This window comes from Lentibacillus salicampi (assembly GCF_004565465.1).
GTDB lineage: Bacteria > Bacillota > Bacilli > Bacillales > Amphibacillaceae > Lentibacillus > Lentibacillus salicampi.
On sequence record NZ_SRHY01000004.1, the window covers coordinates 40791 to 56550 of the forward strand.

General features: G+C 42.0%; 14 protein-coding genes. 12 read left to right on the top strand and 2 right to left on the bottom strand.

Annotation, left to right across the window (positions count from 1 at the left end):
- Positions 1-39 precede the first annotated feature (39 nt).
- From folD to spo0A, 10 genes are all read left to right on the top strand, one after another.
- Positions 40-900: a bifunctional methylenetetrahydrofolate dehydrogenase/methenyltetrahydrofolate cyclohydrolase FolD gene (gene folD / locus E4U82_RS04965; RefSeq protein ID WP_135108968.1), complete on the top strand. Its 861-nt coding sequence runs from the start codon at positions 40-42 to the stop codon at positions 898-900.
- Positions 890-2248 carry an exodeoxyribonuclease VII large subunit gene (gene xseA / locus E4U82_RS04970; RefSeq protein WP_135108969.1) on the top strand — a complete coding sequence of 453 codons (1359 nt, stop codon included), beginning with the start codon at positions 890-892 and terminating at the stop codon, positions 2246-2248. Before folD ends, xseA begins: the two co-directional genes overlap by 11 nt.
- Positions 2232-2465 (top strand): exodeoxyribonuclease VII small subunit, encoded by a 234-nt coding sequence (locus tag E4U82_RS04975; RefSeq protein ID WP_135108970.1) that lies wholly within the window; start codon positions 2232-2234, stop codon positions 2463-2465. The genes xseA and E4U82_RS04975 overlap by 17 nt, the downstream gene beginning before the upstream one ends.
- The gene (locus tag E4U82_RS04980) at positions 2462-3352 is read left to right on the top strand and encodes a polyprenyl synthetase family protein (RefSeq protein ID WP_135108971.1); all 891 of its coding nucleotides are present in this window, start codon (positions 2462-2464) and stop codon (positions 3350-3352) included. Before E4U82_RS04975 ends, E4U82_RS04980 begins: the two co-directional genes overlap by 4 nt.
- A gap of 682 nt (positions 3353-4034) precedes the next feature.
- Positions 4035-4628: a hypothetical protein gene (locus tag E4U82_RS04985; RefSeq protein ID WP_135108972.1), complete on the top strand. Its 594-nt coding sequence runs from the start codon at positions 4035-4037 to the stop codon at positions 4626-4628.
- Positions 4629-4653: 25 nt separating this feature from the next.
- Complete coding sequence (locus E4U82_RS04990; protein WP_135108973.1) at positions 4654-5466, top strand: TlyA family RNA methyltransferase; 813 nt, start codon at positions 4654-4656, stop codon at positions 5464-5466.
- A 17-nt stretch (positions 5467-5483) separates the two neighbouring features.
- Positions 5484-5933, top strand: a complete 450-nt coding sequence (gene ahrC, locus E4U82_RS04995) for a transcriptional regulator AhrC/ArgR (protein WP_135108974.1) — start codon at positions 5484-5486, stop codon at positions 5931-5933.
- 13 nt (positions 5934-5946) lie between these two features.
- On the top strand, positions 5947-7656 hold the full coding sequence (gene recN, locus E4U82_RS05000; RefSeq protein ID WP_135108975.1) for a DNA repair protein RecN: 1710 nt from the start codon (positions 5947-5949) through the stop codon (positions 7654-7656).
- Between the two features lie 166 nt (positions 7657-7822).
- Positions 7823-9112 carry a SpoIVB peptidase gene (gene spoIVB, locus E4U82_RS05005; protein WP_245183524.1) on the top strand — a complete coding sequence of 430 codons (1290 nt, stop codon included), beginning with the start codon at positions 7823-7825 and terminating at the stop codon, positions 9110-9112.
- A gap of 418 nt (positions 9113-9530) precedes the next feature.
- On the top strand, positions 9531-10313 hold the full coding sequence (gene spo0A / locus E4U82_RS05010; RefSeq protein ID WP_135108977.1) for a sporulation transcription factor Spo0A: 783 nt from the start codon (positions 9531-9533) through the stop codon (positions 10311-10313).
- A gap of 224 nt (positions 10314-10537) precedes the next feature.
- Here spo0A and E4U82_RS05015 read toward each other — a convergent pair whose 3' ends face one another.
- Together E4U82_RS05015 and E4U82_RS05020 are read right to left on the bottom strand one after the other, a co-directional pair.
- Positions 10538-11884 carry an aspartate kinase gene (locus E4U82_RS05015; RefSeq protein ID WP_135108978.1) on the bottom strand — a complete coding sequence of 449 codons (1347 nt, stop codon included), beginning with the start codon at positions 11882-11884 and terminating at the stop codon, positions 10538-10540.
- Between the two features lie 41 nt (positions 11885-11925).
- A complete protein-coding gene (locus tag E4U82_RS05020) occupies positions 11926-12150 on the bottom strand; it encodes a DUF2627 domain-containing protein (protein WP_135108979.1) in 225 nt (74 codons plus the stop codon).
- A 260-nt stretch (positions 12151-12410) separates the two neighbouring features.
- On the opposite strand from E4U82_RS05020, the gene E4U82_RS05025 reads away from it, so the two are divergent.
- Both E4U82_RS05025 and E4U82_RS05030 read left to right on the top strand, forming a co-directional pair.
- The gene (locus E4U82_RS05025; RefSeq protein ID WP_135108980.1) at positions 12411-14483 is read left to right on the top strand and encodes a sigma 54-interacting transcriptional regulator; all 2073 of its coding nucleotides are present in this window, start codon (positions 12411-12413) and stop codon (positions 14481-14483) included.
- 130 nt (positions 14484-14613) lie between these two features.
- On the top strand, positions 14614-15708 hold the full coding sequence (locus E4U82_RS05030; RefSeq protein ID WP_135108981.1) for a Leu/Phe/Val dehydrogenase: 1095 nt from the start codon (positions 14614-14616) through the stop codon (positions 15706-15708).
- The last annotated feature ends 52 nt before the right edge of the window (positions 15709-15760 follow it).

A 15760-nucleotide genomic window follows, 5' to 3' on the forward strand; every position in this document is an offset into this window, starting at 1 on the left:
CTTCTATTATCAGTTTGAAAAAGAGAGGGGAATGAAACGATGCCGGCAAAAATAATTGACGGAAAAGAACTTGCTCATAAACTCAGGGATGACATGGCAGGGGAAGTAACAAAGTTAAAGGAACAAGGGATCATCCCCCATTTAACAGTCATTATTGTTGGGGAAGACCCGGCATCTAAATCGTATGTAAACGGAAAAAAGAAGGCATCCAGTCAAACTGGTATTTCCTCCGATGTGATTGAGTTGCCATCATCTGTTTCCGAGCAGGAACTTCTTGAAAAAATTAACACGCTTAATAACGATGACCATGTTCATGGCATACTCGTCCAGTTACCACTTCCAGCCCATATAAATGAACAGCACGTTATTGAAACCATCAGTCCTGACAAGGATGTTGACGGGTTTCATCCAATCAGCATCGGAAACATGATGAGGGGCAATGACGCGTTTTTGCCATGTACGCCACATGGCATTATTACCATGCTGCATTCCTATGATATTCAAATAGAGGGCAAACATGCCGTTGTCATCGGACGAAGCAACATTGTCGGAAAGCCGGTGGGGCAACTGCTTTTAAACGAACATGCAACCGTTACATATTGTCACTCGAGAACACGCCAAATGGAAGATTTTATCAAACATGCTGACATTCTTGTCGTAGCCATCGGGAAGCCGAACACCATTCGCGCTGAGAACATTAAAGAAGGCGCCGTCATTATCGATGTTGGCATCAATCGTATGGATGATGGGAAGCTGACCGGTGATGTGGATTTCGCATCAGCAGCTGAAAAAGCTTCATACATAACCCCAGTCCCAAAAGGGGTAGGGCCGATGACAATTACGATGCTGCTGCAAAATACGATCAAAGCTGCCAAAGGATTGTCAGACGTTGGAAAATAAATATTTGACCGTAACAGCGCTGACGAAATATATAAAACGTAAACTTTCGGCAGATCCACATTTAAAAAACATTTGGCTAAAAGGTGAGATATCGAACTTTAAACACCATAGCCGCGGTCATATGTACTTAACCATCAAGGATGATCAGGCCCGCATTCAGGCAGTTATGTTTGCCGGCAATAACCGCAGACTGAAATTCAAACCGGAAAATGGCATGAACGTACTAATACGCGGAGAAATTGGTGTGTTTGAACAATTTGGTCAATACCAATTATATATCCAGCAAATGGAACCGGATGGGCTTGGTTCGCTCTATTTAGCTTTTGAACAGTTAAAAGAAAAATTACATAAACAGGGTTATTTTAACAAAAAGCACAAAAGGATTCTGCCAAAGTTCCCTGAACATATCGGTGTCATCACATCACCAACAGGAGCTGCTGTTCGCGATATCATTACAACCATCAAGCGCAGATATCCAATCGTTCAAACGACGATTATCCCTGTTCTTGTACAAGGTGTGAATGCTCCCGGCTCAATTGCTGATGCCATTAACAGAGCAAATAAACAGATGAATTTTGATGTTTTAATCATTGGCAGGGGAGGCGGGTCGATAGAGGAACTGTGGGGTTTTAATGAGGAGATCGTGGCGAATGCGATTTTTCATTCGAATATCCCTGTTATTTCTGCAGTTGGTCATGAAACAGATATAACCATTAGCGATTACGTGGCTGATGTCAGAGCGCCGACGCCAACTGGTGCAGCTGAAATCACCGTACCATCACAGCTGGAACTTTTCGATAAAATCAACACTATCCAACGCTCACTGACAAGAATACTCACAGAGCAAATAACAGCTTCGGAAAAAAACGTAAAACGAATGACACAGTCCTATGCGTTTCGCTACCCTGAACAATTAATCGTCCAAAAAGAACAGGAATTGGATAAACATGTGGAACGGCTTGGAAAATCATATCACCGTGAATGGAAGCGGAAATATGAATCCTTGGCACATTTGAATTCAAGGCTGTTGGCATTGCACCCCAGACAGCAAATTGACCGTACAGGCAAGGAATTAAAACAATTGAAAAAACAAATGCATTATTTGATGACCAACCATGTTGAACAACATTCAGACAGATTGCAAATGGCGCTTGAAAAACTGTCACTGCTAAATCCGCTGGAAACGATGAAACGCGGGTATGCCATCACATATTCCTCATCTGGCGATATGATTAAATCAGTTGAACATGTAACTGAAACAGATAACATTACGGTTAAGCTGGCAGATGGCACGTTGGATTGTCATGTGTTGGACATAAAGGAGGAGAACAATGGAAGAGGAGAATAACCAGTCATTTGAAGAGGCCATGCTTGAGCTGGAAAAAATCGTGGAAAAGCTGGAAAAAGGTGATGTCCCCTTAGAAAAGGCTATTTCATACTACCAGGATGGGATGAAGCTGTCCAAAATCTGCAGTGACAAATTAACGAATGTGCAGGAACAAATGACAAAAATTATGAATGAGCAGGGTCAGCTTGAAACCTTTGAAGTACGGGAGGAAGAATGATCGTGCAAGAGAAACTTAATCACTTTATCAATACCAACAGGGAACTGATCGGGCAGGAGTTACAGTATCACTTGAAGCAGCTGGATATCCCCGAGCAACTGAAGGCTTCCATGATCTATTCGACTGAAGCCGGGGGAAAAAGGCTGCGCCCAATCCTTTTAATGGCAAGTTTTGACGCCTATAATCATGATAACAATAAAGTGCTTTCTTCGGCTGTTGCGCTGGAGATGATTCATACGTACTCCCTGATTCACGACGATTTGCCGGCAATGGATGATGATGACCTCAGGCGCGGACAGCCGACAAACCATATTAAGTTTGATGAAGCAACGGCTATTTTGGCCGGTGATGGACTGCTGACCTTAAGTTTCGAACTGATTTCAAATGATCTCCATTTAACAGATGGCGAGAAAGTGCAAATCATTCAGCTGCTTTCAACAGCAAGCGGTCCCAAGGGGATGGTAGCCGGCCAGATACGTGATATGGAAGCGGAGAGAAAAGCTGTGACACTGGAGGAATTGGAAACAATTCATACACTTAAAACAGGTGAGTTATTCCGCTTTGCTATTCGTTCAGGGGCATATTTAGGGGGAGCAACGAACGAACAAATTAAACACCTGGATCAATTTGCTCACTATCTTGGACTCATTTTTCAGGTTCAGGATGACATATTGGATGTAACCGGGGATGCGGCGAAAATCGGGAAACCTGTTGGAAGTGATGAAGCAAATGACAAGAATACGTATGTCAAGTTATTAGGGATTGAAGGAGCAGTCGAAAAGAAGGAGAACTATGTAACCAAAGCGAAAAAGGAACTGTCCGACGCTGATGCAGATACATCTCATTTGATGTCATTAGTGGATTATTTCAGTAAACGGGATCATTAATAATTATTCATGGTTTATTTTTAAATCCTATGTTATAATGAAAACACATGAGGAATGGTGCAGTATTCTAGTCAGCCCTCCGTTCCTGAAGGCGGGCCTAAAAATCCGCTAAAGGGCATATCGATGAAGTTCCTTGTGCCGGCTTGAGGCGCCCAGCCTTGGGTCGGTGCTGGGAGTTAAGGTTTTCGGGCGATCCGCAAAGGCATGTGGGCGTTGACCCGATTACCGTGGAGGCCCATATCTGTCGTGTGACCTAAGCCTAGGTGATATGATGGAATGGGGTATGAACCTGTGTAATAGGGTGAGGGTGACCTTATGTACAGCGTAGCCTGCCTTGAGTGGTGATGAGGGAATTAGAGTTTAGATTGACAGTCCAAAAGGCCATTGGATTGCCTGTGTGTCTCTATGAAATCATCCCTGCAAAAGAGGATAGGGGACGGTTAAAGGCTGCCGAGGAAAACTCCTAGACTGTTCTTTGACGTTTAAAAGGCATTATAGTGCGGACTAAGTGGCAATCCAGTCCGGCATTCGGAAACGATGTCGAGGTGGATTTAAAGGGGAACCGCTCTTATGGCAACATAGAGTATCCGCCTGGGAAAACCTACTGGACCTAAGCCGCAGTTTTTACCTTTTGAATGACCATTCCTTCTTATACATATTTTTATGAATAATAGGGGTTAAAATGAATCCACAAGTCAAAAAGTCTTTAAAATTCAGTATTACGATTGCCGTTATCACGTTTGTGCTAGCGGCTATTTTTTCAGTCGTTTCAGAGTCAGTTCTCAGTAATGTTATCTGGTTGATTGGACTGCTAATCGTAATCATTATCGTGTTTATAGGTGTCATGTTTGATATGATGGGGATAGCAGCAACTGCAGCTGTTGAAAAACCGTTTCACGCGATGGCAGCAGAGAAGGTCACCGGTGCAAAAGAGGCCGTCAACATTATCCGTAATGCTGATAAATTTGCCAGCTTTTGCAATGATGTTATTGGTGACATATCCGGTGTCGTCAGTGGTACAGCATCAGCAACAGTCGTATTGCAGATTGCCATTATTTATGGTGAGGGTGACGGATCAGCGCTTCAAATTATTTTGTCAGTGATATTGACAAGCTTTGTTGCTGCACTGACTGTCGGTGGTAAGGCCCTAGGAAAATATGCAGCCATTAATGCCTCGACGAAACTCATATTTTTTGCCGGAAAAGTGGTCGCCTTTATTGAGAAAAACTTTAAAATACGATTGATTCCCAATGAAACGAAAGAAGCAAAAAAATAAACTGAACCATAAAAGGGTCTGAATAATGTCAAAAAAACGTTTAGATGTTCTACTGGTAGAACGCCAATTGGCTGATACCAGAGAAAAAGCAAAACGAATGGTCATGGCTGGACTCGTTTTCAGCGAACAACAGCGCATGGACAAGCCCGGTGTGAAAGTCGATGAGGCAACTCCATTAAATGTCAAAGGAAAATTACTTCCATATGTCGGCAGGGGCGGTTTAAAACTTGAAAAAGCACTGGACACGTTTTCCATCGGCCTTAAAGACAGGATTATGATGGATGTCGGTTCCTCGACCGGGGGATTTACTGATTGTGCACTGCAGCATGGTGCACGGCTTTGCTATGCCATTGATGTCGGTTATAATCAGCTGGACTGGAAACTGAGAAATGACGACCGGGTGGTGGTGATGGAGCGTACGAATTTCCGTTATGTGACACCTGATATGATCAAGCATGGATGGCCCGAGTTTGCGACCATTGATGTATCATTTATTTCCCTTAAATTAATCTTACCTGTGTTGAACCAGCTGCTAAAGAATGACAGTGATGTGATCGCTTTAATCAAGCCGCAATTTGAAGCCGGTCGTGATCAGGTTGGCCATAAAGGGATCGTCCGTGGCCAAACAGCCCATTTTAACGTACTGAAGAAGATGACGGATTTCGCCCGGGAACAAGGCTATCAACTGCTTAACTTGACCTATTCACCGATAACAGGCGGTGATGGCAATATCGAGTTTTTGGCGCATTTGGGCTGGAAACAAGATAAAGCGGAAACCACGATTGGCGATAGCGAATTGAAGGCATTAGTGGAACAAGCCCACCATACATTTCAGTGAGATTCCGGAGGCTTCGTATGAGTAAAATTCAGCGTCATATCAAAATACGCGAACTAATAACCGAAAACGAAATCGATACCCAGGATGAGCTTGTTGATGAGCTGAAATCACTTGGCTATAATGTCACACAGGCGACAGTTTCCCGTGATATCAAAGAGCTTCATCTTGTCAAGGTTCCATCATCCAGTGGTCATTACAAATACAGTTTACCCGCGGATCAGCGGTTTAATCCGTTAGAGAAATTAAAGCGCTTAGTCAGAGACGCTTTTGTGAAGATTGAGCATACCAGCCATTTCATTGTTTTAAAGACACTTCCGGGCAACGCACACGCTATTGGTGCACTGATTGATAATCTTGAATGGGACGAGATCATGGGTACGATTTGCGGTGATGACACATGTCTAATTATTTGCAGGACAGAAGAGGGCTCGGCGGTTATTCAGCAACGTTTCCTGAGTATGCTTTGATGGGGTGACAGATGTGCTGACAGAATTATCGATCCAGGATTTCGCTATAATTGATAAAATAACCATTACGTTTAATGAAGGTCTGACGGTTTTGACGGGTGAAACAGGCGCGGGGAAATCCATTATTATAGATGCTGTTCAATTATTGGCCGGCGGACGCGGATCCGTCGAATATGTACGGCACGGCGCAAAAAAAGCTGAAATGGAAGGCCTGTTCACATTAGAAGCGGACAATCGGCAAATTTATGAAACGGCCGATCAATATGGGATCGACCTGCAGGATGAAATGGTGGTTCTTCATCGTACGATTACATCGGGTGGAAAAAGTATTTGCAGGGTTAATGGCAAATTGGTTACACTGGCCATTCTTAAAGAATTCGGGAAGCATTTAATTGATGTCCACAGCCAGCATGAAACCCAGTCGTTATTGAATCCGGACAATCATATTCAGTTATTGGACTTATATGATGAGAAGCAAATAACAGAAGCAAAGAAAGCATACACACGTTTATATGAAGAACTGACAGCGTTACGAAAGCGATACAGCGAATTAAGTGAAAATGAGCAAGAGATCTCACACCGTCTTGACCTATTAAATTTCCAGCAGCATGAAATTGAACAGGCCAACCTGCTTCCAAACGAGGATGACCAGCTGGAAGAAGAACGCAGTCAATTGGCAAATTTTGAACACATTTATAACGGTCTGCAGGATGCCTATAGTGCGATTTACGGTGAACAGAGAGGATTAGAATGGCTAAACATAGCCAATCAGGCACTTCAGAACAGCAAAGAATATGATACGTTCATCAGTAAAAAGGCTGAGGAGATGTCCAATCATTATTTTTTAATTGAGGAACTGATGTATGAGTTGCGCAACTATGCAGATACTTTGGAATATGATCCGGGGCGTCTGAACGACATCGAATCGAGATTGAATGAAATCAGCCGATTAAAGAAAAAATATGGACCGACAGTAAATGATATTTTGGAATATCTGGGAAAAATTGAGGAAGAGATTGAACAGATTACTGATAAAGATTCGCATTTGTCCAATTTGGAAACACAAATTGACGATACGTACCAGGATGCTTATTTAGAAGCGAAACAGTTGCATGATTTGCGCGAAAAAGCTGCTCAAGCTTTAACACAGAATATTCATCAAGAATTAAAAGACCTTTACCTGGAGAAAACGTCTTTTTCAGTTTTGTTTAATACCAAGGAAAAACAGGGAGAACGTACAAAACTGCATCACAATGGTTTTGATGATGTCCAGTTTCAGATCGCAACGAACCCTGGTGAGCCGCTGAAACCATTACATAAAGTTGCCTCAGGTGGTGAACTTTCACGGATTATGCTTGCATTAAAAGAAATATTCGCTAGACATCAAGGGATAACAAGTGTCATATTTGATGAGGTGGATACCGGGGTCAGCGGCAGGGTCGCTCAAGCGATCGCTGAAAAAATCCAGCAAATTTCCAGTCAGTCACAAGTTTTATGTATCACCCATCTGCCGCAAGTGGCTGCCATGGCTGACACGCATAAACGGATTCAAAAATACGCGGAAAATCATCGGAGTTCAACGATCGTTGCGGAATTGTCCAAAGATGAGAAAATCAATGAATTGGGTCGTATGATTACCGGTACCAAATTGACGGATACTGCCAAAAGTCATGCAACAGAACTGCTTGAATTAGCCTGCAATTATAAAAAAAACAGTGGATAAAGTCATGGAAAAGCCAGAAGCTATATTATCTGGCTTTTTTAAGCAGGAAATGTTACACATCTTTTCTTGAATTTCACCAGTTTAAAACAGGTTTCGTTCGGTCAAATTAGAAGTACAGAGAGAAAAAATTAAATGGTGTGGGGTTAGGATGAGGAGAGTGAATCGGGTGAAAGATCATCGGAAAATGAGGCTATTAACAGGGATACTGCTCTTGATAACCGTTCTGGCAGTACCTTTTATTGCACCAGTTAACCATTACCTTTCCATTCCTAATCAGGTTGTGGCTTTTGATAATGCATCAGAACCAATCGATATACCTGCACTTGGCAATAATGTGTCGGTTGCTTCTTCCGACAAAAGTTTGCAGGCAATTGATTCAACAGAGTTTTATGCAAAAGAAACCGGAAATAGTGAACTGATTTATCAGGCTGCCGGTCTCCCGATCAAGAAAGTGGATGTATCAGTACTGGAAGATATTAGAGTCGTACCAGGGGGACAATCCATTGGAGTGCAGCTTCATACACTCGGAGTACTTGTTGTCGGTCATCATCAAATTGAGGGAGAAGATGGCATGATATCACCTGGTGAGGATGCAAATATTCAAGTGGGTGATGTCATTTTAGAAATAAACGGGGAGAAAGTTAAAGAAATGAAAGATGTGAAGCCATTTGTAGAAGAGGCCGGAAAAGAAAATAAACCATTGGATATAACGCTGAAACGCGATAATGAAACCATTGAAACGACATTGGATCCGATTAAAGATAATAATGAGGAGGAATATCGGATTGGATTATATATCCGTGATTCAGCAGCAGGGATTGGAACCATGACGTTTTACGACCCGGAAACCAAAAATTATGGAGCGCTTGGTCACGTCATTTCCGATATGGATACACAAAAACCGATTGAAATCCATAACGGCTCAATTGTACGTTCAAATGTAACATCGATTGAAAAAGGCAATCATGGAACGCCAGGTGAGAAGCAGGCAAAATTTTCCGTTAATGATAAAAAGATCGGGACCATAAGTAAAAATAGTCCCTTTGGTGTTTTCGGGCAATTAAACAAAAAAATATCGAATGGCAAATATGATGAACCAATGCCGATCGCATTGTCACATGAGGTCAAAGAAGGACCAGCAAAAATTTTAACCGTTCTTGACGGAGAAGAAGTTGAAGAATTTGATGTCAAAGTCGTAAGCAGTGTACCACAAAAGGTTCCGGCCAAAAAAGGAATGGTCATCCAAGTTACAGATGACGAACTTTTGAATAAAACCGGTGGGATCGTCCAGGGAATGAGTGGCAGCCCGATTATCCAGGATGGGAAAGTTATTGGGGCCGTAACACATGTTTTTGTTAATGATCCGACAAGCGGTTATGGTGTTCATATTGAATGGATGCTCCAGGAAACAGGTATCGAAATAAAAGACAGCGCGGATCAAAAAGAGGCCAGCTAGGAACTCAAAATGACTTGTTGTAGAAAAGTTCTACAGCAAGTCATTTTTTGACAGAGCCATGTCCAGCTCCAGCGCCTACCCCCTCGAGGTCTTAAGCAATAATTTTACGTGGTAAAATCCGCCACTACAAATTCTTGCTTAAGCTTTTCGGGGGTGAACAAGGCGCCCCGCGCTTTTTTTATTTGTTAAACGCCAAACTGTAAGATCACTATGCTATAATGAATTTTGATAAAGATTTTTCGACAATCGGTGAAAAATCCTGTCATATTTTATCAAAATATATCGATATTTAAAGTAAATAAGCGCAAAATTAAGCATGTATAAAAAAATATAAAGTTTTTCAATTAAAAAAAGGATATTTGGAACTTGTGTCGAATACATTACGTGGAGAAAGCTCGAATTAAAGGAGGAACTTGACGTGGAAAAAATTTCAGTTTGCTTAGTGGATGATAATAGGGAACTCGTTCAATTAATGGAGGAGTACTTTGAGGGACAGGAGGATATTGAAGTAATCGGGATAGCCTATAATGGACGGGAATGTCTGGATATGCTCGATGAATTGGAGCCGGACGTACTTGTATTGGACATTATTATGCCACATATTGATGGATTAGGCGTTTTAAATACGATACGCGAAGAAGGAAGAAGCCATGATCCAAACGTGATTATGCTGACCGCTTTCGGACAGGAAGAAGTCATGAAAAAAGCGGTTGATTTAGGGGCATCTTACTTTATTTTGAAACCATTTGAACTGGATAATTTAGCGGAGCAGGTCCGCCAGGTGCAAGGTACAAACACGGTGAAACGGGCAGCACCGAAAAAATCCGGCAGCAAAGAACGCAGGAAAAAGGATTTGGAAGCAAGCATTACCAATATTATTCATGAAATCGGCGTGCCAGCACATATAAAGGGTTACATGTACTTAAGAGAGGCCATTACAATGGTTTATAATGATATTGAACTGTTAGGATCGATTACCAAGGTATTATATCCTGATATTGCTAAAAAGTTTAATACAACGGCTTCCCGTGTGGAGCGGGCGATACGACATGCGATTGAAGTTGCCTGGAGCCGTGGGAATGTTGAATCCATTTCAGCGTTGTTTGGCTATACTGTCAATATTTCCAAAGCAAAACCGACCAATTCCGAATTCATCGCCATGGTCGCCGATCGGCTGCGGCTGGAACATAAGGCGAGTTAATTTCAAATGAAAGATACGTGACACTTGAGCGGCTGTTTGATGCCGACAAAAGTACAGCATCAAAATAAAAATCCGAACCATGATTTAAAATTCCTTAGAGAAATTTAGAATCTGTTCGGATTTTTATTTTATAGGGATATGTTAGCGAAGTACTTTTCAGGAGCGATGGTTAACACATGCTAAACTTTTTAATTCATTAGTTGAGTTTTGTCCCAGCTGGTTCTTTACTCAAAAAATTTATGATACAGCGATTTGACAGCCAAATCCAGTTTATCTTTCCGGATACCGAACATGACGGATACTTCAGACGATCCCTGATTGATCATTTCGATGCTAATATTGGCTTCGGCAAAGGCAGCCGTTGACTTTTCGGCAATTCCAACTGCATTCATCATGCCTTCTCCGACCACCATGACCATTGCAAAACCATAATCGATGGATATGGTTTCAGGATTTAATTCCTGTTTAATACGATTGATGACGTTTATTTCTTTCTCGGCAGTCAGCTGATTGTCACGGATGATAACAGACATATTATCAATTCCTGACGGCGCATGTTCAAATGAAATGCCTTCTTCTTCTAGAATTTGCAGTAGTCTGCGTCCAAACCCTAATTCCCGGTTCATCAGATATTTACTGACGTATAAATTTGAAAATCCTGTATCAGAAGCAATACCGACGACACATCGGGATTGCTGGTCTTTTTCCGAAACAATCATGGTGCCGGGGCTTTGAGGGTTATTCGTGTTTTTGATGCAAACAGGTATTTCTCTCTGAAAAGCGGGCATAAGGGCTTCATCATGAAATACGCCAAAACCGGAATAGGATAGTTCACGCATTTCCTTATATGTCAGCTCCGTAACCTTTTCCGGGTTTTCGACCATTCGTGGATCGACCACATAAACTGAATCGACATCTGTGAAATTCTCATATAAATCCGCTTGAACACCTGCGGCAACGATTGATCCGGTAATATCTGATCCACCTCTAGGAAACGTCATTAACTGTCCCTCTTGTGTAAAACCAAAAAATCCGGGTATGACAATTATGCCATCCCTCTGCCGCATGTTGTATAATTTTGCAAAACTTTCCGGCAGTACTTGTGCATTACCTGGTTCATTGCTAACGATGATGCCCGCTTCTTTGGGATTGACGTACTGGGCGTTCAGTCCAATCGTTTTTAAATGTGCACTCACAATTTTAGCGCTACTATCCTCACCAATTGATTTCAGCTCATCTGCTTTTGCTCGATCAGACATTTCGCTGCTTAATGTACTTTGTATGGATTGTTTAATGTCAGTGAGAATCACCTGTGAAAGATTGAGCTCACTCGTTATTTCTGAAAAACGCTCCATAATTTCTGTTAATTTTTTATCAAACGATTTGTTTCTAAGAGCAAGATCGCTCAGCTCGATTAAAAGGTCGGTTATCTTCACATCATCTTTAAACCGTTTTCCAGGAGCTGATACGACTACAAATTTACGGTCGCTATCATCCGCAACGATGGAACCGACTTTTTTAATTTGTTCGTCATTTGCTACAGAACTTCCCCCGAATTTTACTACTTTCATGTGACACCTCTCCGTTGGTTAAATTGTTAAGGATCATGTGATCATTTGCGCTTGTTCTTATGTTTTTTTCTGTCACGGTATACAATAAAACCGCCAATAAATGCAATCCCGCCCAGAAACAACAAAAAACCTGCAATAAATTGGACGCTTATATGAAAAAAAATAGCGTAAAAATCATTAAACAATGCATCACGCATCAATTTAATGCCAAAAGCGGATATAAATCCCGGTATAAGCAACATTAGCACTGCAATCATACGCATCAATTGTGGTTTTCCCCTTTTTGAATATCCTCTTTAAAAAAACCTGCATTCACTCGTTCTTTAGTGAATGAGTAGTTTTTTCTTATAAGGTTACCCATAGCTTATACGTTCTATCGTTATAAGTAAAACAGGCTCATCCAAGTATAGCAAAGTTAAAGGAAAATATGAACTAGTAACTGGATATTTGTATGACAGCATATTTGCTTAAATGTGCACAATAGCGTATCCTTGAATCATGCAAATTATTGCAAGGATGGGATGACATGAAACGTGTGCTGATTGTGGGGGCGGGAAAAGGCGGAAGTGCACTGCTGGAGATTTTACATAATACGGAAAAAATGAATGTTGTGGGGATCGTGGATGTTAACCCTCGTGCCAGGGGATTACAAGCTGCCGAACACTATGGGATCCCCACCGGTACCAATTATGACAATTGGGTGAATGGCAGAATTGATATTATTATTGAAGCGACCGGCAACGATCATGTACTGGCACAATTGCTTGAAATGTGCAGCAGGAAGACAGTCGTTATTCCAGGCAGTGTCGCCTGCATCATTTCGGAATTAATGGAAGAAAAAGAAGAATTGCTGGAGCGATTAAAGCTACAAACAAATAATCAGACGTTAATTCTTAATAATATTCATGACGGTATGATTGTTGTAAACGATCAGGAAGTAGTCCAGTTCATTAATAAAAGTGCCGAACGGATTGTCGGCATTACCAAAGAACAGTTCGTTGGACAAGATATCAGGCATGTCATTACGGACACAAGACTTCCCGACGTACTGCGGAGCCGGAGAAAAGAAGTCAATCAACGGCTCATTCTGGAAAATGACAAAAAAATTATAACGACCAGAATTCCCATCATCAATGCTGACGAAGAAGTACTTGGAGCTTTCGCCGTTTTTAAAGATATTACGGAAGTCATGAATCTCGCCGAAGAAGTTACAGATCTGAAGGAAATTAAAACAATGCTTGAAGCGATTATCCAGTCGTCAGATGAAGCCATTTCTGTTGTTGATGAGAACGGAACTGGCATTATGATTAACCCAGCTTATACACGTATCACCGGTTTCAGGGAATCGGACATTATTGGCAAACCCGCCAGTGTGGACATTTCAGAAGGTGAAAGCATGCATATGAAAGTACTCGGGACGCGCCGTGCAGTACGCAGAGTTCATATGAAAGTAGGACCGGCTAAAAAGGATGTACTGGTTAATGTGGCACCTGTTATCGTCGACGGGAAGATAAAAGGGAGTGTAGGTGTTCTACATGATGTATCCGAAATTCAGTCGTTAACAAGCGAACTGAAACGCGCCCGCCAGATTATTCGTAACCTTGAAGCAAAATATACATTTGATGATATTATCGGCTCGTCAGAAGAAATGCAAATAGCCCTCGAACAGGCCAAAGTCGGTGCTAGGACGCCTGCAACGGTTCTTTTACGCGGTGACTCTGGTACAGGGAAAGAATTGTTTGCACATGCCATTCATAATGAAAGTGACCGTAAGCATAATAAATTTATCCGTGTCAATTGTGCAGCGATTGCCGAAAGTATTTTGGAAAGCGAGTTGTTCGGTTATGTGGAAGGTGCTTTCACAGGCGCAAAACAGGGTGGCAAAAAAGGGTTATTTGAAGAGGCAAACAGAGGGAGTATTTTTCTTGATGAGATTGGCGAACTTTCGCTTCATATGCAGGCAAAGTTGCTGCGTGTGCTGCAGGAGGGCGAAATAATCCGTGTTGGCGGAACCACGCCCATCGCGATTGATGCACGGGTGATTACAGCAACCAATATTAATCTTGAGAAAGCGATTATGAACAAAACGTTCCGGGAAGATTTGTACTATCGTTTGAACCGGCTGCCGATTTATATTCCATCGCTTAAAGAACGGAAAGGGGATTTACCGGAACTGATTGATGATCTTATTCAAAAAATTAATCAGGATTATGGAAGAAACGTGAAATCCATTGACGATCGCGCCACCGCTTATTTAAAAGATTATGACTGGCCGGGGAATGTCCGAGAATTGGAAAATATCGTTGGACGGGCAATGATCTATATCGGTCTAAATGAGGAAGTGATCCAAAAGGAACATATTCCTGCATTGATGCCTTATAGAGAATCGCCTCAACGGCTGAGTAAAGACAGTGTCAAAAATCAAACATTGCAAACCGCTATGGAACAGTATGAAAAACAATATATTACGGATGTTTTGCATGCGTATCATTATAATAAAACGCATGTTGCCAAGCATCTTAATATTTCGATCCGCAGCCTTTATTATAAACTTGAAAAGTATCGTATTGAAAAAAACAGCACGCAAAAGTTTTCATAGTGCAAATTTATGCATCCCTTCAAAATGCGCGGATAAAGCGCTTACAAAATAAAAGGGTTGGCACGGTTTTTGCATATAGATGAATGAGTTCTAAATAACGTTGATTAGATTGATTAAGGGGGAAATAACAATGGAAATGTTTAGCTATATGGAAGAATATGATTATGAGCAGCTGGTGTTTTGCCAGGATAAAAACTCTGGATTAAAAGCGATTATTGCTATCCACGATACAACACTCGGACCAGCTCTTGGCGGAACTCGCATGTGGACATATGATTCCGAAGCAGATGCAATTGAGGATGCGCTGAGACTAGCCAAAGGCATGACCTATAAAAATGCCGCTGCGGGTTTGAACCTTGGAGGCGGTAAAACCGTCATTATTGGTGATCCGAAAAAGGATAAAAACCCGGAAATGTTCCGCGCTTTCGGAAGGTATATTCAAAGTTTGAACGGCCGATATATTACTGCAGAAGATGTCGGTACTGATGAACATGATATGGATTTGATTCATATGGAGACAGACTTTGTGACAGGCACCTCTAGTGAATCAGGCTCATCAGGTAACCCGTCACCGGTGACCGGCTATGGTATTTATAAAGGGATGAAAGCAGCAGCAATGGAAGCATTCGGCAGTGCGTCACTTGAAGGCAAAACGGTTGCAGTACAAGGTGCGGGCAACGTGGCTTACGCTTTGTGTGAACAATTGCATGCAGAAGGCGCCCGTATCATTGTCACAGACATCAACGAAGCTGCTGTCAAACGTGTGGTGGATGCATTCGATGCCGAGGCAGTCGGTCCAGATGAGATTTATAGTGTCAATTGTGATATCTATGCACCATGTGCGCTTGGTGCAACCATAAATGACGACACCATTCCGCAATTGAAAGCAAAAGTCATCGCCGGCTCAGCGAACAACCAGCTGAAAACGAATGAACACGGTGACCGGATCCACGAAATGGGGATTGTTTACGCACCGGATTATGTGATTAATTCAGGTGGCGTCATTAATGTTGCGGATGAATTAAATGGCTATCATCACCAAAGGGCGATGAAACAAGTGGAAACCATTTATGATAATTTAATGCAAGTGTTTGAAATCTCCAGACGTGATCATATACCGGCCTATATTGCCGCTGATCGCATGGCTGAGGAACGCATTCAATCTCTCAGTGCATCACGGAGCCAATTTTTAATGAATGGGCATCATTCATTAAGCAGGCGGTAAACGAAACGAGACGGGTAGTGAGGCAAGATAATCCGCAAAATATGTCCATGCA